We start from the raw sequence: 25,266 nt of genomic DNA, 5'->3' as shown, positions 1-25,266 counted from the left end.
GCGGGGGAGGGTCAGAGGACCTCGGCGACCTGGTCGAACGCGAGGCGCGGGTTGCGCGGGTACGGGGACCCCTCGCCCTCGGCGACGCCGACGTTCACGACCATGAAGGACTTCCAGCCGGTCCCGGCGAAGAACTCGCCGTCGACCCCGTCGAAGTCCATCCCGTCCATCGGCCCGGCAGCCAGACCGACCGCACGCAGCGCGACGACGAGGTAGCCGGCCTGCAGCAGCGCGTTCTTGCGGGCCATGCCCTCCCGCACCTCGGTCGCGGGCGCGAGCTGCTCGCGGATGCCGGGGTAGACCGGGAAGAGCTCGTCCAGGTGCTCGTGGAACGCCGGGTCCGCGGCGAGGACCAGGGAGACCGGAGCGGCCTCGACCTTGGGCCTGTTCCCCTCGGCCATGTGCGGCACCAGCCGCTGCCGGGCCTCGGCGGAGCGGACCACCAGCAGGCGCAGGGGCAGGGTGTTCATCGCCGTCGGGCCGAGCTTGGCGAGGTCCCAGGCAGCCTGGAGCTGGGCGTCGGTGACCTCGGCGTCGGTCCACTGCGAGGTGGTGCGGGCCTGGCGGAAGATGCGGTCGGCCGCGGTCTCGTCGATGGCGAGGGGAGCGGTCTCGAGAAGGGTGTCGGTCATGCCCCGAGCAACGTGTTCATGCTTGCGGATGATTCCTGCCGCAGCGGTGACGTGCGACACGGTCGGCGGGCCTCAGAGCTCGGTGAGCAGCTCGAAGTCGACCCCGTCGGCGCGTGCCAGGTAGAGGCGCTGGGCGGCGTGGTTGCCGCTGAACTGCATCGGTCCGCGAGGCCCCTCGTAGACGAGCCCGTCCACCGACCGGTCCGTGGCGGCGACGGCGGGGCTCCCGGCCCGCTGCACGATCGAGCGCAGGGCGAAGATCCCCTCGTAGCACGCCTCCGCCGCCGCTCCCACGGCCGGCGCGTGGAGCCCGTGGTGGGCCGTGTACCGCCCGATGAGGTCGAGGGCCTCGCCCGTGGCGAGGCTGCGGAACCAGCCGCCCGCCGAGTAGAGGTCCGTCGTGGCGCCGGCACCGCTGCCGAGCAGCATGTTCTCCTCCATGAGCGTGCTGAGCCGCAGCATCCGCTCGTGCAGGCCACGGCGGGCGAAGGCGCGGTTGAACCGCACTCCGTTCTGCCCGACCATCAGCAGCAGCACACCGTCCGCCCGGGCCGCCTCCACCGCGTCCAGGGTGGCCGCCAGGACGGGCGCGCTCGCGCCGGCCGCCGGCAGGAACCGCGCGCCGGCGAACTGCGCGTCGAGCCCGGCGATCTGGCGCGTGAGCACCCGGAACGTCCCGCGCGGCCAGGCGTAGTCGTCCCCCACCACGTACCAGCGCCGGACGCCGCGGGTGGCCCGGAGGCGCCGGATCGCCGGGAAGAGCTGCGCCGAGGGCACCTCGCCGGTCACGTACAGCCCGGACCTGCGTTCCGCGCCCTCGTAGGCGGCGGGGTAGACGTACGGCACCCGCTGCTGCACCACCGGCACGACGGCGTTGCGCACGGCGGACGTGTGCCAACCGGTCAGCGCGTCGAGGCGACCGGCGTCGAGGGCGGCGCCCAGCTCGCGCCGCAGGACCGGCGGCGGCTGACCGGCGTCGAACAGCTCGGCCCGCACCGGTCTGCCGAGGACACCACCGGTCGCGTTGATCTCCGCGACCGCGAGCTCGGTGACCGCCTGGCACGACGGGCCGTAGATCCCGCCGGGCCCCTGGAAGTGCAGCAGGACGCCGACGACGAAGTCAGACATGACGCCCCGTCCCCGCGGGGGACCCGCGGGCCCCGGCCTGTGTTGGCGGGTATTCTACGAGCACCGAGAAGGAGAGATCAGGATGCGGACACCACCTGGGACGGTCGGCCGGCGCCGCACCGACGTCGAGTCGGCCATGGCCGCCGCCGTCCTGCGCGAGTCGGTGCTGGGCGCCCGCCGGTCCTCGCGCCGCGCGGGCGACGTCCTGCGCACGGAGGGGTTCACCCTGGACGAGTGGCTCGTGCTCGGCACCCTGGAGGACGCGGACGGCCTGACGATGAGCGAGCTGCGCGAGGCCACCGTCACGGACAAGGCGACCCTCGGGCGCCGGGTCGACTCCCTGGTCACCCGTGCCCTGGTCTACCGCGAGGTCGACGGGCTCGACCGCCGGGTGATCCGGGTGTTCCTCTCCGCCCGCGGCCGTGACGTCCTGTCACGCCTCACGACGCTGCTGGCGCAGGACTAGCACCCCGGCGCCCCACGCCACGACCAGCACCACGGTCAGCGCGACGCCGTAGGGGGCGAGGTCGACGGACGCTCCCGGGACGGCCGCTGCGCTGGGAACGTGCTCGGCGAGGGTCTGGACCAGGGTGACCACCGCGATCCCCAGCGCGGCGGCCGCGGAGACCCCCGTGACCAGCACGTCGTAGCGCATCCGTCGGCGCCCCGTGGGCCGCGCGCCTGCCGTGACGTAGACCCGCCGGGCCACGGCACCCTGGGCCGAGTCGAGCAGGGACATCCCCGCGGCGAAGAGCAGCGCGAGCGGCAGGGCGGCGTACCAGCTGCTCTGGTCGAGGGTGGCGGCGCCGGCCACCGCCAGCAGGCCGATCGAGGTGGCGGTGTCGAAGCCGAGACCGAACAGCAGCCCCACGCCGTACATCCGGGCAGGTCGGTCGGTGGCCCACTCGAAGCGGCGCAGGAGCCAGGAGACGGGACCGCCGCCCACGCCGTCCGGGGCCGTGGTGGGGGAGCGCAGCGCGCGGCGCAGCAGGACGACGTTCACGGCGCCGATCACGAGCAGGAACGTGCTGGCGACCAGCGGCCCCCACACCCCGGTGACGCGGCGCAGCAGCGAGGAGTCGTCGTCCAGCATCGGCGCCAGCGCCTGCACGCCGAGGGTGAGGAGCGCGGCGGCCACGACCACGACGGTCGAGTGACCGAGGGAGAACCACAGGCCGACGCCGCGGGCGTCACGCTCGGTGCGGACGAGTCGTCGGGTGGTGTTGTCGATCGTGGCGATGTGGTCCGGGTCGAACGCGTGCCGCAGGCCGAGGCCGTACGCGGTGAGACCGAGGGTGAGCAGCACGGCGGTGCCGCCGTCCTGCAGGACCACGACGGCGGCGAGGCCGGCGAGGCCGACGACGTGCAGCGCCGCGACAACCGGCACCGTCAGGTGCCGGCGTGCGGTGCGGGCCGGCAGGCGGGTGGGCACGTGGGTGGGCACGTGGGTGGGCCGGTGGGTGGGCATCCTGGTCATCCGTCTTCTCCGGGTTTCGGTCGGTGGTGGGCGAGCGCGCGCTCGACCGGGCTGAGGTGCGTCGCCGCCCCCAGCCAGCGGGTGACGGTCCCGCCGCGGTCGAGCCGCAGGGTGGTCGCGCCGGGGACCGGCCCCGGCAGGTCCGACTCCTCCAGGGCCTCGAGCTCGTCGGTCGCGTGCACGTCGGTGAGGGTGTCGAGCACGCGGTACGGACCGAGCACGCCCGGGACGGGGGCCGTGCCGGAGGCGACGACCTCCTCGACGAGCACGGGCCCGACGTCGTCGGCCACGTCGCTGCGGACGACGACGCGGCCGCCGTGCTCGCCGTCGCGGCCCAGCACGACGGTCTCGCGCAGGACCAGGCGCGCGCCCGCGCCGAGGCGGACGGTGGTCGCCCGGACCACGTTGGCGCCGCCGGCGACGACGAGCGGCATCCCGGCCCAGTCCAGCCGGGCGCCGCGCCCCAGGCGGACCTCGACGTCCCAGCGGCAGGCCGCGCCCTCGCCGTCGTAGGCGACCGTCCCCCCGACGTCGGTGATCCGCAGCGCGCAGCCGTCGGCCACGTCGACCCGTACGACGACGTGGTCGCCGCCGAGCAGCACGGCGCCCGTGGCGACCAGCGCGACCTCCGCCCGGACCGCGCCGCGGGAGACGGTCCGCACGGCGAGCAGCCCGTCGGTCGCGTCCACCCGCACCGGCGAGCCGGGAACGGTGCCGCGGCTCAGGCGGACGGCGGTCGTCGCCCGGGTGTCAGCGAGCGACGACGTCGTGGTCATCGGCGTGCGAGTGCGCGTGATCGCCGTCGGCGTGGCTGTGGAGCACGCCGCCGTCCTCGTCGGCGTGGAAGTGCGGTGCCATCGGGCCGGGGTCCTGGGCCACGTGCGCCCCGGAACGGTAGGCGGCGAGCACGTCGAGCACCCACGCGCGCAGCGCCGCCACGGAGCTCTCGTCGGTGCGGGACAGGGCGATCACCGCGCGACCCTCCCGTGCCGCGGAGGCGTCGGCCACCATCCGTTCGACGTCGACGCCGACGTGCGGGGCCAGGTCGGTCTTGTTGACGACCAGCAGGTCCGCCCGGCCGATGCCGGGGCCGCCCTTGCGGGCGACGTCGCCGCCACCGGCGACGTCGAGGACGAAGATCTGCGCGTCGACCAGCGCCGGGGAGAAGGTGGCGGTGAGGTTGTCGCCGCCGGACTCGATGACGACGAGGTCGAGCGGTGCGAAGTCCGCCGCGAGGTCCTCGGCCGCGAGAAGGTTCGCGGTGACGTCGTCGCGGATCGCGGTGTGCGGGCAGGCGCCCGTCTCCACGGCGCGGATCCGCTCCGGTTCCAGCACGCCGGCGGACCGCAGGAACCGGGCGTCCTCGTCGGTGTAGATGTCGTTGGTGATGACACCGATCTCGAGCTCGGTGGCCAGGGCGCGGCACACGGTCGCGATGAGCGACGACTTGCCGACGCCCACGGGGCCGGCGACGCCGAGGCGCAGCGGCCGGGCCGTCGTGGTCGGTGCGGTCTCGGGGAGCGGGTTCTCAGGCACGGAACAACCTCTGCTGGGTCAGGGCGTGGGCCTCGGCCCAGCCTTCGGTCAGGGGAGCGCCGGACGACGGGATGTCGTCCGGGGTGGTGCACGCCGCGACCCGGGCCACGTGGGGCTCGGCGGCGGCGCAGGCGTCGAGGACCCATCGGGCCGGGACGAGCGGGTCCAGGGGCTCGAGCTTGAGCAGGGCCGACGCCGCCGTCTGGGCGTCGTCGTACACCGTCAGCCGGACGAGGTCGGCGGGACCGAGCCCGCAGGCGGCGGCGACCGCCCCGAGCACGACGGCGCGAGGCACGCTGCCGTGCCGGACGGCCAGCCCGGCGGCGGCAGCGACGGCGTGGTGGTCGGCCCACAGGGTCCGGGCCACGCGCAGGTAGCCCCGTCCCAGCAGGCGGGCGGCGTCGCGCAGCGCGCCCGAGGGCGTCCGGGCCGCCCACGCGCGGGCGACGGCGTCGAGCCCGTGCGCGCCGCCGGTCGTGAGGACATGGGCGGTGACGACGGCCGTGCCCGCCTCGACGAGGCTGACCGTCGTGGCGCGGCCGGCCATCCAGGCCGGGACGTCGTCGACGGGGAGTCCGCCGAGCAGGGCCGGCTCGAGGCTCGCGGAGTGCGCGTGACCGCCGCCCGGCAGGCGGGCGTCGGCCAGCAGCAGGGCGACCGTGCCCGGGGCCGGGGCAGTGCGCTCGGCGGATCGGGTGGTGGCGGGAGGAGGTGTCGGCACGGGTCAGAACATCGAGTAGAGCTGCGCCAGGGGCAGCTGGACGGCCGGTGCGGGCTCGACGCGGTCGCCGTCGATGCGGATCTCGAACGTGTCGGGTCGGATGTCGATGCGGGGCAGCGCGTCGTTGTTGCGCATGGCGGACTTGCCCACGCCGCGGGTCGAGGCGATCGGCGCGAGCCGGCGGCGCAGCCCGAGCCGGTCGGCCAACCCGTCGTCGATCGCGGCAGGTGCCACGAAGGCGAGCGAGGTGTCGGCCGCGAGCGCGTCGCCGAACGCGGGCCGCTGCAGCACGGGCTGCGGGGTGGGGATGGAGGCGTTCGGGTCGCCGAGCGCCGCCCAGGCGATGACGCCGCCCTTGATCACCAGCTCGGGCCGGAACCCGAAGAACCGCGGGTCCCACAGCACCAGGTCCGCGAGCTTGCCCGGCTCCACCGAGCCGATCTCGGAGTCGACGCCGTGGGCGATCGCCGGGTTGATCGTGTACTTGGCGACGTAGCGCCGGGCGCGCTCGTTGTCGGCCGGCTCGCTGCTGCCGAGCGGGCCGCGGCGATGCTTCATGACGTGCGCCACCTGCCAGGTCCGGCAGATCACCTCGCCGATGCGGCCCATGGCCTGGGCGTCGGAGGAGGTGATCGAGATCGCGCCCATGTCGTGCAGCACGTCCTCGGCGGCGATGGTGGTCGCCCGGATGCGCGACTCGGCGAACGCGAGGTCCTCGGGCACGGCGGGGTTGAGGTGGTGGCAGACCATGAGCATGTCGAGGTGCTCGGCCACCGTGTTGACGGTGTGGGGCAGCGTCGGGTTGGTCGAGCCGGGGATCACGTGCTCGAGCCCGGCGATCTCCAGGATGTCCGGGGCGTGCCCGCCGCCCGCGCCCTCCACGTGGTACGCGTGGATGCCGCGGCCCGCGATGGCGTCGATCGTGGACTGCACGTACCCGGTCTCGTTCAGCGAGTCCGAGTGCAGCGCGACCTGCAGGCCCCACTCGTCGGCGGCACGCAGCGCGGCGTCGATCGCGGCCGGGGTGGAGCCCCAGTCCTCGTGGACCTTGTAGCTGCCCGCCCCCGCGAGCGCCTGCTCGGCCAGGGCCGCCGCGCTGACGGTGTTGCCCTTGCCGAGCAGCAGGACGTTGAGAGGGATCGGGTCGAGGGCACGCAGCACCTGTCGCAGGTGCCAGGCGCCCGGGGTCACCGTGGTGGCCTTGGACCCCTCCGAGGGTCCGGTGCCGCCGCCGGCGACGGTCGTGAGGCCGGTGGCGAGCGCCTCGTGCAGCGCGGACGGCGAGAGCAGGTGCACGTGCGGGTCGAACCCGCCGGCCGTGAGGATCCGCCCCTCGCCGGAGATCACGTCCGTGGACGGCCCGATCACGAGGTCCGGATGCACGCCGTCGGCGACGTCGGGGTTGCCGGAGCGCCCGAGCGCGACGATCCGGCCGTCGCGCAGGCCCACGTCGGCGCGGACCACGCCCCACCAGTCGAGCACGACGGCGTTGGTGATCACCGTGTCCAGGGCACCCTCGGCCCGGGTCCGGGTGGACTGCGCCATCGACTCCCGGATCGTCTTGCCGCCGCCGAACACCGCCTCCTCGCCGCCGACCGTGCGGTCCTCGGTGACCTCGATCCACAGGTCGGTGTCCCCGAGGCGGACCTGGTCGCCCACGGTGGGGCCGTAGAGGGCGGCGTAGCGCTCGCGGTACACCCAGACCATCAGCGCACCGTCCCGGCGTCGGCCGTGGTGCTGCCGTGGGAGGCCACGGCAGTGGGGTCGACGGCGCCCAGGCGGCCGCCGTCGACCTTGTCCCGCTGCAGGCCGGGCACCCGGCGGGCACCGCGGACGGCGACGGCGTCGACCTCGCGGCTCACCCCGGGCTCGAACCGCTGCGAGGTGCCGGCGGGGACGTCGAGGCGGAAGCCGTGCGCGGCGGCGCGGTCGAGGCGCAGGGCCGGGTTGGCGTCCGGCAGGTGGACGTGCGAGCCGACCTGCACGGGACGGTCGCCGGTGTTGGTCACGACGAGCCGCAGACGCTCGGCGGGGGTGCGGTCGGCGTTGAGCTCGATCCGGCCCGGAACGACGCGGATCGCGCCGGGGCCGGTGGTGCTGTGGGCGCTCACGGTGCTCCTACGGGATCGGGTGGTGGAGGGTGACGAGCTTGCGGCCGTCGGGGAACGTGGCCTCGACCTGGACGTCGGTGAGCATCTCGGGCACACCGTCCATGACCTGGTCGCGCGCGAGCACGCTGCTGCCGTCACGCATGAGGGTGGCGACGTCGGCGCCCTCGCGGGCACGCTCCAGCACCCAGCAGGACAGCAGGGCGACCGCCTCGGGGTGGTTGAGCCGGACGCCGCGGCCCAGACGGTCGCGGGCGACCATGCCGGCGACGGCGAGCAGCAGCTTCTCGGTGTCGGCGGGGGTCAGGTGCACGGTGCCTCCGGCGTCCGACGGGCGGGGTGGCCGGTCACAGCGCCATCGCCTCCCGGGCGTCGTGCACCGCCGCGGCCCCGCCGGGCGCACGGTGCGTGATCCGGCCGGACGTCATGACGAGGTACTCCCCGGCGTGCTCCACCGCGTAGCCGATGTGCTGCTCGACGAGCAGCACGGACAGCTCGCCACCGCTCGACAGGTCGGTGATCGCGTCGTAGATCTCGCGCACCACGTTGGGCTGGATGCCCTCGGTCGGTTCGTCCAGGACGAGCAGCCGCGGCCCGGTCACCAGGGCGCGGGCGATGGCGAGCTGCTGGCGCTGCCCCCCCGAGAGGAGTCCCGCCTGCCGGCCGAGCAGCGGCCCCAGGGCGGGGAAGAGGTTCAGGGCCTCGTCGGTCCGACGGCGGCCCGCGGCGCCGTACGCGTCGGCCACCACCTGCAGGTTCTCCCGGGCGGTGAGCTGGCCGAACGACTGCTGGCCCTGCGGGACGTAGGCGATACCGCGACGCACGCGGCGGTGCGGCGGCCAGCCGGTCACGTCCGTGCCGGCGAGGCGGACCGTGCCGGCCCGGGCGGGCAGGAGCCCGAGGACCGCGCGCAGCAGGGTCGTCTTGCCGGCCCCGTTGTGGCCGAGGACGGCGGTCAGGCCGCCGTCCGGCACGGTGAGGTCGACGCCGTGCACCACCGTGGTGCGTCCGTAGCCGGTGCTCAGGCCGGTGAGCTCGAGCGTCATGCGTCCTCCTGGGTGGTCAGGGGTCCGGCGGCCTGGGTGGTCGGGGGCTCGGTCGAGACCGGGCTGCCGAGGTAGACCTCGACGACGGCGGGGTCGTTCTGCACCTCCGCGACCGTGCCCTCGGCGAGGACCTGGCCCTGGTGCATGACGGTGACCGAGTCGGCGAACGACCGCAGGAAGTCCATGTCGTGCTCGACGACGACCACCACGCGCTGGGACCCGATGCGCCGCAGCAGCTCGCCGGTGGCCTCCCGTTCCGCGTGGGTCATGCCCGCCACGGGCTCGTCGAGCAGCAGCAGGTGGGCGTCCTGGACCAGCAGCATCCCGATCTCGAGCCACTGCTTCTGGCCGTGGGCGAGCACGCCGGCGGCAGTGTCCCGCAGAGCCGTCAGCCCTACGAGCTCGAGCGCCTGCTCGACGGCCTCGGGTACCGCGCCGCGGCGGCGCAGCATGGTCAGCGGTCCACGGCGGGCGCCGGCCGCGATGTCCAGGTTCTGCAGCACGGTCAGCTCCTCGAAGACGCTGGCCGTCTGGAACGTGCGGCCGACGCCGTCCCGGGCGATCCGGTGCGTGCCCCGCCCGAGCAGCTCCTTGCCGCCGAACCGGGCCGAGCCCGTGGCGCTCGCCAGCCCGGTCACCGCGTCGATCAGCGTCGTCTTGCCGGCGCCGTTGGGTCCGATGAGGAACCGGAGGTCGCCCTGGGTCACCGTCAGGTCGACGTCGCGGACGGCGACGAAGCCACCGAAGGCGACACGCAGCCCGCGCACCTCCAGGTAGTCGTGCCGGAACCGTGTGGAGTCGGTCCCGAGCAGGGCCTCCGCGGCGGTGCCGGTGGGCTCGGCGCCGGCCGCGGTCTCGGCGGTGGGGACGTGGGTCATGGGGTGCTCCCCTCGGTCTGCGTGACAGGTGCGGGCGGGGCGCTCCGGGCGGCGCTCCTGCGCCGTCGGCGGCGCACGAGGGAGGCGAGGCCGCCCGGCAGGAACGCGACGACGCCGATGAACAGGGCGCCCTGGAAGTAGATCCAGCCGGAGGGGAACTGCTCCGAGATGGAGGTCTGCGCCCAGCTGACGGCGATCGAGCCCAGCACCGGGCCGAGCAGGGTGGCCCGACCGCCGATGGCGACGCCGACGAGGAACCCGATCGAGGGCACCACCCCGACGTCGGCGGGGGAGATGATGCCGACGACCGGCACGAAGAGCGCCCCGCCGACGGCCGCCATCACGGCGGCGACGACGTACGCCACCGTCTTGACCAGGGCCGGGTCGTACCCGAGGAACCGGACGCGGTCCTCGCCGTCGCGCACGGCGACGAGCAGCTCGCCGAACCGCGAGACCATGAGCTGGCGGGCGACCAGGACCATGGCCAGCAGCGCACCGGCCGCGACGAGGTAGAGCATCCGCTGGTTGACGGGGTCGGTGAGGTCGTAGCCGAAGAAGGCACGGAACCCGTTGAGCCCGTTGGTCCCGCCGGTGGTCTGCTGCTGGCCGATCAGCAGGATCGCGAACGCGGCAGCGAGCGCCTGGGAGAGGATCGCGAAGTAGGCGCCGCGGACCCGCCGGGTGAAGACGGCCCAGCCGAGCAGCCCGGCCAGCAGCGCGGGCACCAGCGCGATGAGCAGGATCGTGGCCACGGGCGACCGCAGGGGTTCCCACCACCACGGGACCTCTCCGGTGCCGTACAGGCTCATGAAGTCCGGCACCCCGCCGGGTCCGGCGTCGGCCAGCTTGAGGTGCATCGCCATGAGGTAGGCGCCGAGGCCGAAGTACACGCCCTGGCCGAGGGTCAGCAGGCCGCCACGTCCCCAGGCGAGACCGATGCCGACCGCGACCATCGCCAGGCACAGGAACTTGGCGAGCAGGCTGAGCCGGAACGGGCTGAGCAGCAGCGGTGCCACGGCGAAGAGGACGACGGCGGCGAGCGCGAAGCCGGCCAGGGCCCGGGAGCGGCCGGGGCGCAGCAGGGCGGCGAGCCGGTCGGTGGTGCGGTGCGTGGTGGTCATACCAGGCTCCTCGTCCGCACGGTGACCAGCCCCTGGGGCCGCACCTGCAGGAACGCGACGATCACGACGAAGACGAGCACCTTGGCCACCGAGGCCGTCGTGGAGTACTCGAAGAACGACTGCATCAGGCCGAGGGCCGTCGCCGCGATGACGGTGCCCTTGATCTGACCGATACCGCCGGCCACCACCACGAGGAAGGCGTCGACGATGTAGCTGGTCCCGAGGGTCGGGCCGATCGAGCCCAGCAGGGTGAGGGCGACGCCGGCGATCCCCGCCATCCCGGACCCGATGAAGAAGGTCAGCCGGTCGGTGCCCCGGGACGAGATGCCGGACGCCTCCGCCAGGTCGCGGTGCTGGACCACGGCGCGGATCCGTCGGCCGAGCGGGGTGGCCTGCAGGACGAGGGCGAGCGTGGCGACGCAGACGACGGCGACCGCGAGGATGAACAGGCGGGTCTTCGGCAGGGCGACACCGCCGACGGTGACCGCGCCGGAGAGCCACTCCGGCGCGGTCACGTCGACGTTGGGCGCACCGAACACGTCGCGCGCCACCTGCTGGAGGACCAGCGCGACGCCCCACGTGACGAGCAACGTGTCCAGCGGCCGGTGGTACATCCGGTGGATGAGGGTCGCCTCGAGCACCAGCCCCAGGACGCCACCGACCAGGAAGCCGAGGGGCAGCGCGACCAGCAGGCTCACACCGGCGCTCCCGACGACGCCCTGCACCACGAAGGCCGTGTAGGCGCCGGCCATCATGAACTCTCCGTGGGCCATGTTGATCACCCCCATCTGGCCGAACGTCAGCGCGAGGCCGAGCGCGGCGAGGAGGAGGACCGAGCCGAGGCTCAGGCCCGCGAAGAGCTGGTTCAGGATGTCCATGGTCGATGTCCCGTCGTCGTCGGCGTCCGGACCGGGTCAGGAGAGGCCGTCGGCCCAGTCGTAGCCCTCGAGGAACGGGTCGGGCTCGATGGGGCCGTCCGAGCTCCACTCGGTGTGGATCAGGCCGTCGGCGCCGATCCGGCCGATGAGCGCGGTCTTGGCGATGTGGTGGTTGTCGCCGTCGACGGTGACCGTGCCCTCCGGGGCGTCGAAGCTGACGCCGTCGGCCGCCTCCTGGACGTCCGCGACGGCGAACGACCCGGCCTTCTCGACCATGCCCTTCCAGAGGTGGAGGGAGTCGTAGGCGGCCTCCATCGGGTCCGAGGTGACGCGGTCCTCGCCGTACTCGGCCTTGAACGCCTCGACGAAGGCGGCGTTCTCCGGGGTGTCCACCGTCTGGTAGTAGTTCCAGGCGGTGAGCTGGCCCTCGACGTTCTCGACGCCGATGCCGCCGATCTCCTCCTCGGCGATCGACACCGACAGGACGGGCATCTCGTCGGCGGCGAGTCCCGCGTTGGAGTACTCCTTGAAGAACGCGACGTTGGAGTCGCCGTTGAGCGTGTTGAACACGGCGTCGGCGTCCGCCGACCGCACCTTGTTGACGATCGTGGAGAAGTCGGTGTGGCCCAGCGGCGCGTACTCCTCGCCGAGGACCTCGATGCCGTGCGCCTCGGCGTAGGCGTTGATGATCTTGTTCGCGGTGCGGGGGAAGACGTAGTCGGACCCGACGAGGAACAGCGACTCGACGCCCTGCTCGGCCAGGTAGTCCAGGGCCGGGACGATCTGCTGGTTCGTCGTGGCGCCGGTGTAGAAGATGTTGGGCGAGGCCTCCAGGCCCTCGTACTGCACCGGGTAGAACAGCAGCGAGTCGTTCGACTCGAAGACGGGGAGCATCGCCTTGCGCGAGGCCGACGTCCACCCGCCGAAGACCGCGGCGACGCAGTCGCTGGTGATGAGCTTGGTCGCCTTCTCGGCGAACACCGTGGGCTCGGACTGCCCGTCCTCGGTGACGACCTCGAGCTGCTTGCCCAGGACGCCGCCGTCGGCGTTGATCTCCGCCGCGGCGAGCTGGAGCGAGTCGTGCACCGTCTGCTCGGAGATGGCCATGGTGCCGGACAGCGAGTTGAGGAAGCCGATCCGCACGGTGTCGCCCGAGGTGTCGACGCAGCTGTCCGCGGTGCCGGCCGACGGGTCGGCGCCCGCGGCGTCGACCTGTGCCCCGCAGGCCGTCAGGGCCGTGACGGCCAGTGCTGCGATGGAGAGGACGCCGAGACTTCTCGTGCCGGCGTGTGTCCGTAGACGCATGACGTGCTCCGTTCGTGGCGGGGTTCCGGGTGGCTCCGGGACCGGGACTTAGGTTCAGATGAACCTAAGTACGCCGAGGTGTCCGGTCTGTCAGCCCCGCGTAACTTTCGTGTTTCCACCCACGGGCCGACCTGACCTGCCTCGACGTCGGGCCGCCCCGCGCGCGATGCGATCATGGGTGCCATGACTGACCAGACCGGTGGCGAGCCCCTGGTGCTCGGGATCGAGACCTCCTGCGACGAGACCGGCGTCGCGCTGGTGCGTGGCGACACGCTGCTCTTCGACGCCGTCGCGAGCTCCATGGACGAGCACGCCCGCTACGGCGGCATCATCCCGGAGGTGGCCAGCCGCGCCCACCTCGAGGCGATGGTCCCGACGATCCGGCGCGCGCTGGGCGAGGCCGACGTCGACCTGTCCGAGGTCGACGCGATCGCCGTGACCGCCGGGCCGGGGCTGGTCGGGCCGCTGACCATCGGTGCGAGCGCCGCCAAGGCGCTGTCGATCGGTCTCGGCAAGCCGCTCTACGGCGTCAACCACGTCATCGGGCACGCGGCGGTCAACCAGCTCGTCGACGGCCCCTTCACCGGGCGCTCGATGGCGCTGGTCGTCTCCGGCGGCCACAGCTCGCTGCTCCTGGTCGACGACATCGCGACCGACGTCACCGAGCTCGGGTCCACGCTCGACGACGCGGCGGGCGAGGCCTTCGACAAGGTGGGTCGCCTGCTCGGCCTGCCCTACCCGGGCGGTCCGCACATCGACCGGCTCGCCCGCGAGGGTGACCCCGAGGCGATCCGGTTCCCGCGCGGGCTCACGGCGCGCAAGGACCAGGAGAAGCACGCCTACGACTTCAGCTTCTCCGGGCTCAAGACGGCCGTGGCCCGGTGGGTCGAGTCGTGCCAGGACGCCGGCCGCGAGGTGCCGGTGGCCGACGTCGCGGCCTCCTTCGCCGCCGCGGTCGTCGACGTGCTGACGGCCAAGACGATCGCGGCGTGCCGGGCGCACGACGTGGACACCCTGGTGATCGGCGGCGGGTTCTCCGCGAACAGCCAGCTGCGCGACATGGCGGCCGAGCGCTGCGCCGAGGCGGGCATCGACCTGCGCATCCCGCCGATCCGCTACTGCACCGACAACGGGGCGATGATCGCGGCGCTGGGCTCCGCCGTCGTGCGGGCCGGGGTGGCGCCGTCGGACCTCGACATCGGGGTCGACTCCTCGATGCCGCTGACCGCGATCACGGTCTGACCGCGTGCGGGCGCTGTACGTCGAGGTGACGGTCCGCACCACGATGGACCGGATCTGGGAGCTCACCCAGGACCCCGAGCAGCACGCGCGCTGGGACCTGCGGTTCAGCCGGATCGTGCCCACCGGCACCACGGCCACGGGTGCCACCCGGTTCCGCTACGAGCGAGCGCTCGGACCGCACACGATCCGCGGCACCGGCACCTCTCTGGGGGAGCGCCACGGCCCCGACGGCACCCGTACCTCCGCGCTGCGCTTCGGCACCGACGACCGCACCTCGCCGTTGCGGGACGGGCGTGGGTACTGGAGGTACACCCCGGTCGAGGGCGGGGTCCGCTTCGTCACCGGGTACGACTACACCCCGGGGTTCGGCCGCGCGGCCGACCGTGTGCTGCGTCCGCTCGTGCTGTGGATGACGGCGTGGAGCTTCGACCGGCTGCGGATCTGGGCCGAGACGGGCGTCCCGCCCGAGCGGTGGCCGCTCGCCTCGGTGCTGGCCCTCTGGCGCCGGGACCGCCCGCGAGCGTCCCGCTGCGTCACCCGGCGCCCGGGGCGGGACCCGATGCGCGACGCCCCGCGCTCCCTCGACACCCTGGAGGCACCGTGACCGGGACACCGCACGAGACGCCGGCCGCGACCCCGGCCGAGGCCGGTGCGAGCATCTTCCGCCGGGCCCTGGGCGCGGACTTCGACCGGCTGCACCCCGAGCTCCGGCGACGCTTCGGGGTGTCGACCGACGGCGGGTACGCGTGCGTGGGGCGTGGCGTCATGCGCCGCATCCGCCGCGGCCCCTGGTGGACGGTGCCGTTCCTGCAGATCGGCCGGCTGCGCAACATCCTCGTCGCGGACGTCGGCGAGGACGTGCCCTTCACCGTGGAGAACTACCCGTACCAGGACCCGTACGGGCGCGAGACCGTCACGTTCGTCCGCGAGTACCGGGTCCCGGGGCGGCGGCGGCCGAGCCGCTTCGACGCGACGATGGTCCTCGACGCGGGCCGCGGCACGATCGTCGACTACCTCGGCACGCACCAGCACCTGGCGGTCGACCTGGACCTGCGGGTGGAGCCGGACGGGTCGCTGCTCCTGCGCTCGGGCGCCCAGCGCTTCTACGAGGGTGTGCTCGGGTTCCGCTTCCCGATGCTGTTCTCGGGCCGGGCGACGCTGCGCGAGCGCTTCGACGACGAGGCCGGCGTCTTCCGCATCGACCTGGAGGTCCACCACCGGCTGTTCGGCTTCCTCTTCGGCTACGACGGCACCTTCACCTGCGAGTACCCGGAGGCGTCGACGGCGCCCCAGCGGCTCCGGCCCGTCCGGCACGAGCGCCGGCTCTGACGCGGCTCCGCGCGACGCTGCGCGGCCCCGGCCAGGCCCGGTGGGCCCCGATGTGCGGGCATCGGCCGGCTGGCGTGTCCTGGACGCGAACGTGCCGCCAGCCCGGGGAGTGCCATGAAGGTCAAGGGTTCCGTCGCCGTCGTCACCGGTGCGTCGTCGGGCATCGGCCGCGCCACCGCGCTGCGGCTCGCGAGGTCCGGCGCCGACGTCGTCCTCGCCGCCCGCCGCCCGGGCGCGCTCGAGTCGGCGGCCGCGGAGTGCCGGCGCCACGGTGTCCGCGCGCTGGCCGTCCCCACCGACGTCTCGGACGCCGACGCGGTCGAGCGCCTGGCCCGGCATGCCGCGGCGCGGTTCGGCCGTATCGACGTCTGGGTGAACGACGCCGCCGTCAGCCTCTTCGGACGCGTCACCGACGTCCCGCTGGAGGACTTCCGCCGGCTGGTCGACGTCAACGTCATGGGGACCGTGCACGGGGTCCGTGCCGCGCTGGCCCACATGCGGCCCCAGGGGCGGGGCGTGATCGTCAACATCGCCTCGATCCTGGGCGAGGTCCCGCAGCCGTACACCGCGGCCTACTGCCTGTCGAAGGCCGCGGTCCGCTCGCTGTCGGTCTCCGTGCGCTCCGAGCTGGCGCTGGACGGGCTCACCGGCATCGAGGTCACCACCGTGCTGCCGCCCACGATCGACACGCCGCTGTTCGACCAGGTGGCCAACGACAGCGGCCGCGCGGTCAGAGCGATGCCGCCGGTGTACTCCCCGGAGCGGGTGGCCCGGGCCGTCGTCGGTGCCGTCCGGTCGCCCCGGCGGGAGGTGGTCGTGAGCACCGCCGGGCGGCTGATGGCGTGGCAGCACCGGCTCTCGCCGCGAGCGGTCGAGGCGACGATGGCCGCGCAGACGGACCTGCTGCAGCTGTCCCGCCGGCAGGCCGCCGAGGCCACCTCCGGCAACCTCTTCGAGCCCGGTCCCGAGTCCGCCGGGGCGGTCCACGGTGGCTGGGGCGGGCGGCGACGGACGGCACAGCGCCGGCTGCTCACGGTCGGTGTCGTCGTCGGCGGGGCGGTCCTGGCGCGAGGCGCGCAACGACGTCGGCGAGCGTGAGGTGCGCGCCCGGGACCGGCTGCGTGGCGGTCGTCAGCCCACGGGCAGGGGGCGTCCGGCCCGGAGCTCGGCCACCAGGGACCGCACGACGGCCTCGAGGCCGGGCTGCCCGCCGCCGTGCGCGGCGGCGACGGCGCGCTGGCGCTGGTAGGAGGCGCCGGCCCGCACGATCTCGTGGACCCCCTCCAGCTCGGCGGTGCACCCCAGCCGTGCGGCGACCGGCGCCAGCTCGTCCAGCAGGCGCGGCAGCGCGTCGGTGATCAGCTCCTCGTTGCCGTCGGCGTCGAGGATGATGATGGCGTCCATGCCGTAGCGGGCGGCGCGCCACTTGTTCTCGTGGACGAACCAGCGCGGCATGGCGGGCAGCTCCCGTCCCTCGTCGAGCAGGGTGGAGAAGTGCTCGACGAGGCAGTGCACGAGCGCACCGAGAGCAGCCAGCTCCAGCACGTTCGAGGTGCCGTCGCAGACCCGCACCTCCACCGTGCCGAAGTGGGGCGCCGGTCGCACGTCCCAGCGGACCTCGGTGAAGTCGTCGATGACGCCGGTCTTGAGCATGTCGTCCACGTACTGCTCGAGCTGCCCCCATTCGGCGAACTGGTACGGGAGCCCGGCCGTGGGCAGCTGCTGGAAGATCAGCGCACGCATGGAGGCGTAGCCGGTGTCGTCGGCGCCCCAGTAGGGCGACGACGCCGACAACGCCTGCAGGTGGGCGACGTAGACCAGCAGGGACCGTACGATCGGCAGCACCTTGGCGCGGTCCTCGATCCCGACGTGCACGTGCACGCCGTAGACGACCTGCTGGCGTCCCCACACCTGGGTGCGGTCCACGACCGTGGCGTACCGCTGCTTGTCGGTGACCTGCTGCTGCGACCAGTGCGCGAACGGATGGGTGCCGGCGCCCATGATCTCCGCCCGCATCGGCTCGATGACGTCCCGGATCGCCGCGATGCCGGCCTCCAGGTCGCGGACCGCGGACCCGACCGTGTCGCACACGTCCGAGACGACCTCGAGGGTGTTGCGCAGGAACTCCGGCTTCACGTACCGGGCCCGCTCGTCCGCGGCGAGCGCGTCCATCACGGCGGGCGCCACCTGCCGGAGGTTGCCGGAGTCGGCGTCGACGAGCGCGAGCTCCCACTCGAGGCCGACGCTCGAGCGAGGGGACGGCGCGAAGTCCAGCGGCATGGGGCCATGGTTCCACGCCGCGGGGGTGGCCGCTGCCTCCTAGCGGCCGCCGGCGAGCGGCTCGACGACGAGCACGTGCTGGCGGCCGGCCACCCGGGTGAGGACGAGGGTGGCCGCCGCGTCGCCCTTGAGGGCGAGCTGGGCGCGGAGCTGCTCCGGGGTCACGGCCGTGCCGCGCTTCTTGACCGTGAGCCGCCCGACGCCGCGCTCGCGCAGATAGGCCTTCAGCTTCTTCAGGTTGAACGGCATGACGTCCAGCACCCGGTACCCGGTCGCGATCGCCGCGGTGCCCGACGGCGGCGCGGGGGCAGGCGCGTCGGTGGTGACGTAGGCGATGGTGCGGTCCACGAGCCGGCCCCCGAGCTCGTCGGCCGCGTGCGCCACCAGCCCCGCCCGCACGACGGCGCCGTCCGGCTCGTACAGGTAGGCGCCGACCTGCCCGACGTCGGGCACCAGGTCGGCGTCCTGCGGTCCGGTGCGCAGGGTGCGGGTGATCGTGCCGGAGCTCTCGGCGCCGTCGTGTGCGCCGCCGTCGGCCGGTACGGCGACGGCGCGCAGGACGTGCGCGGAGCGGCCAGGGCCGTCGGGTGCGAGGGGACCGAACCAGAGCCCGGCCTCGACGACGTCGCCGTCGACGGAGACCCACTGGGTCTCGGCGTCCGCGGGCAGGCCGTGGTGCGGGATGCCGGGGCCGACCTTGATGCCGAGGGCCGGCACCTGATCGCGCAGCGCCCACACGGCGTCGAGCGGCGGCGCGTAGGCCGCCGGGTCGAAGATGCGCCGCCCGCCCCGGGTCCGGCGGGCCGGGTCGGCGTAGACGCCGTCGACGCCCTCCGCGACGAGGTCGAGACCGAGTCCGTCGGCGTGCCGGACCGACGCCTCGGGGAAGGCGCGCAGGTTGACCGTGGCCAGCGCGGCGGTGACCTCGTCGAGGTCGGTGGCCAGCACGTCGAGGCCGACGCCGGCGAAGGCGAGGGAGTCGGCGCCGATGCCGCAGGTGAGGTCGGCGACCCGGGTGACGCCCGCGGCGAGGTAGCGGCGGGCGTGCTGCGCGGCGACGACGAGGCGGGTGGCCTGCTCCAGGCCGTCGGGGGTGAGGAGCATCCCCTCGGCGAACGCTCCGAGCTTGCCACGGGCCTTGGCGCGCAACCGTGACTGGGTCAGGGCGGCGGCGGCGAGGTCAGGATCGACCCCCTCGGCACGGAGCCGCGTGGCCAGCACCATCGCCTGCTGGTCGTCGTACGGTGGCAGGGCGTTGAGCAGCGCCCAGCCCTCGGGGCTGAGCAGCTTGCTGAGGGAGGCCGCGTCCATGGCGACATCGTCTCAGGCGTGGCGGCAGGGGTGCGCCGATGACGCCCGCAGAGGAATCCTGGCACTCGACTTGTCAGAGTGCTAACGGCTGCCTAGATTTGGTCCCAGCGCTCACGCTGAGCCGGCACCCGCGACGACGGCCAGCGACAGGGTGCGTCCCAGTCCAGCTAGTCATCGCGAACAAGGAGGTCCGACGTGTCGGTCCCCATCAAGCCGCTCGAGGACCGGATCGTCGTCAAGGCCGTCGAGGCCGAGACCACGACCGCTTCCGGCCTGGTCATCCCGGACACCGCCAAGGAGAAGCCCCAGGAGGGCGAGGTCCTGGCGGTCGGCGACGGCCGTTTCGACGACCAGGGCAACCGTGTCCCGGTCGACGTCAAGGTCGGCGACAAGGTCATCTACAGCAAGTACGGCGGCACCGAGGTCAAGTACGCGGGCGAGGAGTACCTGGTGCTCTCCGCGCGCGACATCCTCGCCGTCGTCGTGAGCTGATCCCAGCTCTCGACGCTGACGCACGAGGCCCCGCATCATCCGTGATGCGGGGCCTCGTCATGTCTCCGGGGGACTCCCGGCTCAGCCGACCTTGCGGTCGCGACCGACGAGCGCGGCGCTGCGCTCGTCCTCGCTGAGCCCGCCCCAGACGCCGTACGGCTCGCGGACCCGCAGCGACTGCTCGCGGCACTGCATCATCACCGGGCACGAGTGGCAGATGGCCTTCGCGGCCTCGGCCCGTCGTCGTCGCGTGGACCCGCGCTCGCCCTCGGGGTGGAAGAACAGGGTGTCGTCCGCGTCGCGGCACGCGCCCTGGTACTGCCACTCCCACAGCTCCATGACCGGTCCGGGCAGTCTTGAGATCTCCGTCATGGCGAACAACCTACAAGTTGTGCAGAGGTTGTTCAAGGGGGTAGCGCAAGTTGGCCACCATGAGGAGCGGCGACAGGGTTGACCAGGTCATGAACCGGTTTCGTCGGACCGATGACCTGCTTTGAGACGGGATCCCGTCTCGGATCGTGACGCGCCGGGGGCCGCAGTGGCGGTCGGGCGCAGCCCTGGCAGAATCGAGGCATGACCTCCTCGCGACCGGCCCAGGACTCGGGCGGGTCACGCCCGTCGGGCCCCGGCCTGGCAGTCGCGGCGGTCGCACGCCGCCTCGGGGTGGCCCCGGCGACCCTGCGGACCTGGGACCGGCGGTACGGGCTCGGGCCCTCCGACCGCACGGCCGGCTCGCACCGGCGGTACACCCCCGACGACGTGGCCCGGCTGCTGGTCATGCGCCGTCTCACGCTCGAGGGCGTCGCGCCCGTCGACGCCGCGCAGGCGGCGCTGGACGCCGACGTCGACGAGCTCGAGGAGGCGCAGCGGTCCGGCCCGCCCGCGCCCCCGGAGGCGGCCGAGCCGGAGGCCGAGCCGGCTCCGGCCGGCGACGACGGCGGGGCGCGTCCCGGCCGTGCCCACCTGCGCGCGATCCCCGGCGGCGGGCAGGGTGCGCAGACCGCACCCGGCCACGGCGGGCCCGGGCAGAACGCCTCGGGCAAGGTGTCGGCGGTCGTCGACGCCGCCCTCGCCTACGACCAGGCCCGCTGCGACGACCTCCTGCGGATCCCCGCCCAGGGGGACCCTGCCGTCTGGTGGGCGCACCTCCTGGAGCCGGCCTGGAACCGCGTCGCCGAGCGCACCGTGCTCGCCGGGCCCGGGGCCGTCCCCGAGGTCGTGCTCGCCACCGCCGCGCTGCACGCGCTGCGCTCGTTCACGGAGGCCTTCGAGCAGGCGGTGGTGCAGAACGGCGGGCCGCCGGCCAACCACCCGAGCCGCATGCGCAACATCGTGCTGATCTTCGCCGCGCCCGACGAGGTCGTGCCGCTCTCCGCGCACGCGCTCGCCGCCGCCCTGACGGCGAAGGGCAAGACGGCGCGGATCGTCACCGGCCCGGCGAGCACACGCCGCTCCCTCGAGCTCGTGACGATGGTGCGCCCCGCAGCCCTCGTGCTGGCGACGACGCAGCGGCGGCCCGATCTCGACGTGGTGCACGCGGTGCACGAGGGCTTCCCCGACCTGCCGATCTTCGTCGGCCTGCGGCGTGACGACGCCGCGAGCGAGATCCCCCTGGCCGCCCAGGTGCAGCGCGTGCGCTCCTTCACGGGGCTGCTGCACGAGGTGCTCGCCGTCGTCTCCTCCTGAGCGGCGGACGGGGCGCCCGCCGTCCCGCGCGGGGGAGCGTCCGGCGTGACGGACGGCACCCCGGAGGCCTCGGCGCGCGCCGTAGACTCGGGACATGACGGAGACGACCTCGCCTGCGCACGACCCGTTCGGGTTCCTCGGCCTCACGTACGACGACGTCCTGCTGCTGCCGGGGTACTCGGACCTCGCCCCCACGGACATCGACACGACCTCTCGCCTGACGCGGGAGATCTCGCTGAAGGTCCCGCTCGTGTCAGCCGCGATGGACACCGTCACCGAGTCCCGGATGGCGATCGCCATGGCCCGCCAGGGCGGCCTCGGCGTGCTGCACCGGAACCTGTCGATCGCCGACCAGGCGTACCAGGTGGACCTCGTCAAGCGCACGCAGACGGGCATCATCTCCAACCCCGTGACGATCGGCCCCGACGCCACGCTCGAGCAGCTCGACGAGCGCGCGGGCCAGTACCGCGTCTCCGGCTTCCCCGTCCTCGACGCCGCCGGTCTGCTCGTCGGCATCGTGACCAACCGCGACCTGCGGTTCACCCCGGTGGCCGAGTGGGCCACCACCACCGTCTCGGAGGTCATGACGCCCCAGCCGTTGATCACCGGCCGCGCCGGGATCTCGCGGGAGGACGCCACCGCGCTGCTGCGCAAGCACAAGCTCGAGCGGCTCCCGCTCGTCGACGACGAGGGTCGCCTCGCCGGGCTCATCACCGTCAAGGACTTCGTCAAGTCGGAGCAGTTCCCGGACGCGTCGAAGGACGGACAGGGCCGCCTCATGGTCGGCGCCGCCATCGGCTACTTCGGCGACGCCTGGGAGCGGGCGACCACGCTCATCGACGCCGGCGTCGACGTGCTGGTCGCGGACACCGCGCACGGCAACGTGCGGATGCTCATCGACATGGTCCGCCGGCTCAAGTCGGACCCGGCCACCAAGGACGTCCAGGTCATCGGCGGCAACGTCGCGACCAAGGAGGGGGCGCAGTCGTTCGTCGACGCGGGCGCGGACGGCATCAAGGTCGGCGTGGGCCCGGGATCCATCTGCACCACCCGCGTCGTGACCGGCGTCGGCGTCCCGCAGATCACCGCCGTCTACGAGGCCTCGCTCGCGGCGCGCGCGGCCGGCGTGCCGGTCATCGCCGACGGCGGCATGCGGCACTCGGGCGAGATCGGCAAGGCCATCGTCGCCGGGGCCGAGGCCGTCATGCTCGGCTCCATGCTCGCCGGGACCGAAGAGGCGCCGGGCGACCAGATCCTCGTCAACGGCAAGCAGTTCAAGGCCTACCGCGGCATGGGCTCGATGGGCGCGATGTCCTCGCGCGGCAAGAAGTCCTACTCCAAGGACCGCTACTTCCAGGCCGAGGTCGCCAGCGACGACATGATCGTGCCCGAGGGCGTCGAGGGGCAGGTGCCCTACAAGGGGACGCTCGCCACGGTGGCGCACCAGCTCGTGGGCGGGCTGCACCAGACCATGTTCTACGTCGGCGCGCGCACCGTCCCCGAGCTGCAGGCCAACGGGCGGTTCGTGCGGATCACCTCGGCCTCCCTCAAGGAGTCCCACCCGCACGACATCATGATGACCGTCGAGGCACCCAACTACACCGTCTCCTGACGACACGGTGTCCTGACCGGGCTCAGCCCGCCACGGGCGGCTCGACCGGCCACGCCGTCGACGCCCCCGGCCCGTCGAGGCCCTTCGTGCGGCGCCACTCGTTGAAGCTCGTCGCCCAGCGGTGGTGGGCCTCCTGCTGGGCGGAGTGCAGGGCGTCCAGCGCGACGGCCCGCAGGTCCGGGTAGCGGTGGAGCTGCGCGTCGAGCACGTCGAGCGTCGCCAGGACGTCCACGTCGGCGCTGTGCAGCTCGCCCTCCCCGGTGATCCCGTACAGCTCGACCAGGTCACCCAGCCGCCGCTTGCCCCGGCGGTAGCGGTCCTGCCACCGGTCGATCACCAGCGGGTCGAGCACCGGCGACACGGGCCGCCCGAGGCGCTCCGGCAGCGTGGCGAGCCCGTGGCGGACCAGCTCGGCGTCGAGGAGAGTGAGGTCGAACGCCGCGTTGTACGCCACGACCGGTACCCCGGCGCGCGTGTGCTCGGCGAGGACCGCCGCGATCTCGGCCAGCGCCTGCCGCGGAGGGATGCCGTGGGCGCGGGCGTGCTCCGTCGTCACGCCGTGGATGGCCGCGGCCTCGGCGGGGATCTCCACGCCCGGGTCGACCAGCCAGGTGCGCACGTCCGTCGTGGTCGCCGTGCGCAGCACGACGGCCGCGGTGACGATGCGGTCGGTGTGCACGTCCACCCCGGTGGTCTCGGTGTCGAAACCGAGCAGCGGGCCACCCGCCCAGGCGGTGTCGTCCATGTCGGACTCCTTCCTCGTGTCCTCGCCCGTGACGATGCCACCAGCCACCGACAGCGCCCCTGCGGTCCCGGGTCCGGCCTGCCCGGTACGCTTGCGGGGTGAGCAACGAGATCGAGATCGGACGTGGCAAGCGCGGTCGCCGTGCGTACTCCTTCGACGACGTCGCGGTGGTGCCGTCGCGCCGCACCCGCGACCCGAAGGACGTCTCCACCGAGTGGCAGATCGACGCCTACCACTTCGACCTGCCGATCATGGCGGCGCCGATGGACTCGGTGATGAGCCCGGACACGGCGGTCGCGCTGGGCAACCACGGCGGTCTCGGCGTGCTGGACCTCGAGGGCCTGTGGACCCGCTACGAGTCCCCGGAGCCGCTGCTCGCCGAGATCCGCGAGCTGCCGGCCGACCAGGCGACGCGCCGCATGCAGGAGATCTACGCCGAGCCGATCAAGCCCGAGCTCATCACGCAACGCATCAAGGAGGTCCGCGCGGCCGGCGTCACGGTCGCCGGCGCGCTCACCCCGCAGCGGACCCAGGAGCACTACCAGACGGTCGTGGACGCCGGGGTGGACCTGTTCGTCATCCGCGGCACCACCGTCTCGGCGGAGCACGTCTCCGGGAACGCCGAGCCGCTGAACCTCAAGCGGTTCATCTACGAGCTCGACGTCCCCGTCGTCGTCGGCGGGGCCTCGACCTACACCGCGGCCCTGCACCTCATGCGCACCGGTGCCGCGGGCGTGCTCGTCGGCTTCGGCGGCGGGGCCGCCCACACCACCCGCGTCAGCCTCGGCATCCACGCCCCCATGGCGACCGCCGTCTCCGACGTCGCGGCCGCGCGCCGTGACTACCTCGACGAGTCCGGGGGCCGCTACGTGCACGTCATCGCCGACGGCGGCGTGGGCCACTCGGGCGACATCGTCAAGGCCGTGGCCTGCGGCGCCGACGCCGTCATGCTCGGCGCCGCGCTGGCCCGCGCCTCCGAGGCGCCCGGGCAGGGCTGGCACTGGGGGCCCGAGGCGCACCACTCGCAGCTCCCGCGCGGCGAGCGGGTCTCGGTGGGCACCGGCGGCACCCTCGAGGAGATCCTCTTCGGGCCGGGCCGCCAGGCGGACGGCACCACGAACCTGGTCGGTGCGCTGCGCCGGGCGATGGCCACGACCGGCTACTCCGACCTCAAGGAGTTCCAGCGGGTCGAGGTCGTCATGTCGCCCTACCAGCCGCGGTGACCCCGGAGCCCGCACCGCAGGTCCTGGCCGGCACGCTCCTGCGGGAGATCACGGACGGCGACGTCGAGCAGGTCGTCGCCCTGTGGCGCGAGTGCGACCTCACGCGTCCGTGGAACGACCCCCACCGCGACATCGCCGACGCGCGGCGCAACCCCACGTCCACGGTGCTCGTCGCGCTCGACGCGACCTCCGGCGTCGTCGGCTCGGTGATGGCCGGGTACGAGGGCCACCGCGGGTGGCTCTACTACGTGGCCGTGGCCCCCTCGCTCCAGAGGTCAGGGCTCGGGCGGCGGCTCGTCGAGGCCGCGGAGGACTGGTTGCGGGGCGCCGGGACCAGCAAGGTCATGCTCATGGTGCGCACGGCGAACGAGCACGTGCATGACTTCTACGGGAGTCTGGGTTACACCGCCCAAGATGTCGCCGTCCTCGGTCGATGGATGGACGAGTCCCGCTGAGAGCGAACGACACGGAGATCTGACGCCTCGTTCACCGGGCCGTCACCGGCGCCGCATAGAG

The 25,266-nt window shown here is 73.7% G+C and carries 28 protein-coding genes; 10 read left to right on the top strand and 18 right to left on the bottom strand.

Features of this window, described 5'->3' with window-relative positions; translation table 11 throughout:
• Window positions 1-11 precede the first annotated feature (11 nt).
• Together BCL65_RS09010 and BCL65_RS09005 are read right to left on the bottom strand one after the other, a co-directional pair.
• Complete coding sequence (locus BCL65_RS09010) at window positions 12-632, bottom strand: malonic semialdehyde reductase (RefSeq protein ID WP_106267227.1); 621 nt, start codon at window positions 630-632, stop codon at window positions 12-14.
• A 72-nt stretch (window positions 633-704) separates the two neighbouring features.
• Window positions 705-1,760, bottom strand: a complete 1,056-nt coding sequence (locus BCL65_RS09005; RefSeq protein WP_106267225.1) for a substrate-binding domain-containing protein — start codon at window positions 1,758-1,760, stop codon at window positions 705-707.
• 82 nt (window positions 1,761-1,842) lie between these two features.
• Between BCL65_RS09005 and BCL65_RS09000 the strand changes: the two genes are divergently transcribed.
• Entirely contained in the window at window positions 1,843-2,226 is a 384-nt protein-coding gene (locus BCL65_RS09000; RefSeq protein ID WP_165799976.1) for a MarR family winged helix-turn-helix transcriptional regulator, read from the top strand.
• Here the strand turns inward: BCL65_RS09000 and BCL65_RS08995 are convergent.
• The 12 genes from BCL65_RS08995 to urtA are packed head-to-tail and all read right to left on the bottom strand — an operon-like array spanning window position 2,194 to window position 12,830.
• Window positions 2,194-3,237, bottom strand: a complete 1,044-nt coding sequence (locus BCL65_RS08995) for a HoxN/HupN/NixA family nickel/cobalt transporter (RefSeq protein ID WP_106267221.1) — start codon at window positions 3,235-3,237, stop codon at window positions 2,194-2,196. The genes BCL65_RS09000 and BCL65_RS08995 overlap by 33 nt on opposite strands.
• On the bottom strand, window positions 3,234-4,013 hold the full coding sequence (locus BCL65_RS08990; protein WP_106267219.1) for an urease accessory protein UreD: 780 nt from the start codon (window positions 4,011-4,013) through the stop codon (window positions 3,234-3,236). Before BCL65_RS08990 ends, BCL65_RS08995 begins: the two co-directional genes overlap by 4 nt.
• Window positions 3,988-4,773 (bottom strand): urease accessory protein UreG, encoded by a 786-nt coding sequence (ureG, locus tag BCL65_RS08985; RefSeq protein WP_106267217.1) that lies wholly within the window; start codon window positions 4,771-4,773, stop codon window positions 3,988-3,990. The genes BCL65_RS08990 and ureG overlap by 26 nt, the downstream gene beginning before the upstream one ends.
• A complete protein-coding gene (locus BCL65_RS08980) occupies window positions 4,766-5,494 on the bottom strand; it encodes an urease accessory protein UreF (RefSeq protein ID WP_106267216.1) in 729 nt (242 codons plus the stop codon). Before BCL65_RS08980 ends, ureG begins: the two co-directional genes overlap by 8 nt.
• Before the next feature lie 3 nt (window positions 5,495-5,497).
• Window positions 5,498-7,201: an urease subunit alpha gene (locus BCL65_RS08975; protein WP_106267214.1), complete on the bottom strand. Its 1,704-nt coding sequence runs from the start codon at window positions 7,199-7,201 to the stop codon at window positions 5,498-5,500.
• Window positions 7,201-7,605 (bottom strand): urease subunit beta, encoded by a 405-nt coding sequence (gene ureB, locus BCL65_RS08970; protein WP_106267212.1) that lies wholly within the window; start codon window positions 7,603-7,605, stop codon window positions 7,201-7,203. Before ureB ends, BCL65_RS08975 begins: the two co-directional genes overlap by 1 nt.
• 7 nt (window positions 7,606-7,612) lie before the next feature.
• Entirely contained in the window at window positions 7,613-7,915 is a 303-nt protein-coding gene (locus tag BCL65_RS08965) for an urease subunit gamma (RefSeq protein WP_106267210.1), read from the bottom strand.
• A 34-nt stretch (window positions 7,916-7,949) separates the two neighbouring features.
• Window positions 7,950-8,648, bottom strand: a complete 699-nt coding sequence (locus BCL65_RS08960) for an ATP-binding cassette domain-containing protein (protein ID WP_106267208.1) — start codon at window positions 8,646-8,648, stop codon at window positions 7,950-7,952.
• Entirely contained in the window at window positions 8,645-9,526 is an 882-nt protein-coding gene (gene urtD / locus BCL65_RS08955) for an urea ABC transporter ATP-binding protein UrtD (RefSeq protein WP_106267206.1), read from the bottom strand. The genes BCL65_RS08960 and urtD overlap by 4 nt, the downstream gene beginning before the upstream one ends.
• Window positions 9,523-10,647 carry an urea ABC transporter permease subunit UrtC gene (urtC, locus tag BCL65_RS08950; RefSeq protein WP_106267204.1) on the bottom strand — a complete coding sequence of 375 codons (1,125 nt, stop codon included), beginning with the start codon at window positions 10,645-10,647 and terminating at the stop codon, window positions 9,523-9,525. Before urtC ends, urtD begins: the two co-directional genes overlap by 4 nt.
• On the bottom strand, window positions 10,644-11,525 hold the full coding sequence (gene urtB, locus BCL65_RS08945) for an urea ABC transporter permease subunit UrtB (protein WP_106267203.1): 882 nt from the start codon (window positions 11,523-11,525) through the stop codon (window positions 10,644-10,646). Before urtB ends, urtC begins: the two co-directional genes overlap by 4 nt.
• Before the next feature lie 36 nt (window positions 11,526-11,561).
• Window positions 11,562-12,830 carry an urea ABC transporter substrate-binding protein gene (gene urtA / locus BCL65_RS08940; RefSeq protein WP_106267201.1) on the bottom strand — a complete coding sequence of 423 codons (1,269 nt, stop codon included), beginning with the start codon at window positions 12,828-12,830 and terminating at the stop codon, window positions 11,562-11,564.
• Between the two features lie 183 nt (window positions 12,831-13,013).
• Here urtA and tsaD point away from each other — a divergent pair, with 183 nt between their 5' ends.
• From tsaD to BCL65_RS08920, 4 genes are all read left to right on the top strand, one after another.
• Window positions 13,014-14,072 (top strand): tRNA (adenosine(37)-N6)-threonylcarbamoyltransferase complex transferase subunit TsaD, encoded by a 1,059-nt coding sequence (gene tsaD, locus BCL65_RS08935; RefSeq protein WP_106267423.1) that lies wholly within the window; start codon window positions 13,014-13,016, stop codon window positions 14,070-14,072.
• A 4-nt stretch (window positions 14,073-14,076) separates the two neighbouring features.
• Window positions 14,077-14,676: an SRPBCC family protein gene (locus tag BCL65_RS08930; RefSeq protein WP_243400927.1), complete on the top strand. Its 600-nt coding sequence runs from the start codon at window positions 14,077-14,079 to the stop codon at window positions 14,674-14,676.
• Entirely contained in the window at window positions 14,673-15,401 is a 729-nt protein-coding gene (locus BCL65_RS08925) for a DUF4166 domain-containing protein (protein ID WP_106267200.1), read from the top strand. Before BCL65_RS08930 ends, BCL65_RS08925 begins: the two co-directional genes overlap by 4 nt.
• Before the next feature lie 114 nt (window positions 15,402-15,515).
• Window positions 15,516-16,499, top strand: a complete 984-nt coding sequence (locus BCL65_RS08920; protein WP_106267198.1) for an SDR family oxidoreductase — start codon at window positions 15,516-15,518, stop codon at window positions 16,497-16,499.
• Between the two features lie 33 nt (window positions 16,500-16,532).
• Here BCL65_RS08920 and BCL65_RS08915 read toward each other — a convergent pair whose 3' ends face one another.
• Together BCL65_RS08915 and BCL65_RS08910 are read right to left on the bottom strand one after the other, a co-directional pair.
• Window positions 16,533-17,681: a glutamate--cysteine ligase gene (locus tag BCL65_RS08915; RefSeq protein ID WP_106267197.1), complete on the bottom strand. Its 1,149-nt coding sequence runs from the start codon at window positions 17,679-17,681 to the stop codon at window positions 16,533-16,535.
• A gap of 39 nt (window positions 17,682-17,720) precedes the next feature.
• Window positions 17,721-18,992, bottom strand: a complete 1,272-nt coding sequence (locus BCL65_RS08910) for a class I SAM-dependent methyltransferase (protein WP_106267195.1) — start codon at window positions 18,990-18,992, stop codon at window positions 17,721-17,723.
• A 195-nt stretch (window positions 18,993-19,187) separates the two neighbouring features.
• On the opposite strand from BCL65_RS08910, the gene groES reads away from it, so the two are divergent.
• On the top strand, window positions 19,188-19,484 hold the full coding sequence (groES, locus tag BCL65_RS08905; protein ID WP_106267193.1) for a co-chaperone GroES: 297 nt from the start codon (window positions 19,188-19,190) through the stop codon (window positions 19,482-19,484).
• 81 nt (window positions 19,485-19,565) lie between these two features.
• On the opposite strand, the gene BCL65_RS08900 is transcribed toward groES, so the two are convergent.
• Complete coding sequence (locus BCL65_RS08900) at window positions 19,566-19,856, bottom strand: WhiB family transcriptional regulator (RefSeq protein WP_106267192.1); 291 nt, start codon at window positions 19,854-19,856, stop codon at window positions 19,566-19,568.
• Between the two features lie 201 nt (window positions 19,857-20,057).
• Here BCL65_RS08900 and BCL65_RS08895 point away from each other — a divergent pair, with 201 nt between their 5' ends.
• Both BCL65_RS08895 and guaB read left to right on the top strand, forming a co-directional pair.
• A complete protein-coding gene (locus tag BCL65_RS08895) occupies window positions 20,058-21,170 on the top strand; it encodes a MerR family transcriptional regulator (RefSeq protein ID WP_106267190.1) in 1,113 nt (370 codons plus the stop codon).
• 94 nt (window positions 21,171-21,264) lie between these two features.
• A complete protein-coding gene (guaB, locus tag BCL65_RS08890) occupies window positions 21,265-22,782 on the top strand; it encodes an IMP dehydrogenase (protein ID WP_106267188.1) in 1,518 nt (505 codons plus the stop codon).
• A gap of 22 nt (window positions 22,783-22,804) precedes the next feature.
• On the opposite strand, the gene BCL65_RS08885 is transcribed toward guaB, so the two are convergent.
• Window positions 22,805-23,527, bottom strand: coding sequence for an exonuclease domain-containing protein (locus BCL65_RS08885; protein WP_106267186.1), 723 nt, complete (start codon window positions 23,525-23,527; stop codon window positions 22,805-22,807).
• 98 nt (window positions 23,528-23,625) lie between these two features.
• On the opposite strand from BCL65_RS08885, the gene BCL65_RS08880 reads away from it, so the two are divergent.
• Together BCL65_RS08880 and BCL65_RS08875 are read left to right on the top strand one after the other, a co-directional pair.
• Window positions 23,626-24,750, top strand: coding sequence for a GuaB3 family IMP dehydrogenase-related protein (locus BCL65_RS08880; protein ID WP_106267184.1), 1,125 nt, complete (start codon window positions 23,626-23,628; stop codon window positions 24,748-24,750).
• Window positions 24,747-25,205, top strand: a complete 459-nt coding sequence (locus BCL65_RS08875) for a GNAT family acetyltransferase (RefSeq protein ID WP_243400931.1) — start codon at window positions 24,747-24,749, stop codon at window positions 25,203-25,205. Before BCL65_RS08880 ends, BCL65_RS08875 begins: the two co-directional genes overlap by 4 nt.
• The last annotated feature ends 61 nt before the right edge of the window (window positions 25,206-25,266 follow it).

The organism is Isoptericola halotolerans (genome assembly GCF_003003075.1).
GTDB lineage: Bacteria > Actinomycetota > Actinomycetes > Actinomycetales > Cellulomonadaceae > Isoptericola > Isoptericola halotolerans_A.
The sequence above is the reverse complement of the archived record's forward strand: the minus strand, read 5'-3'. Positions and strand labels throughout refer to the sequence as shown.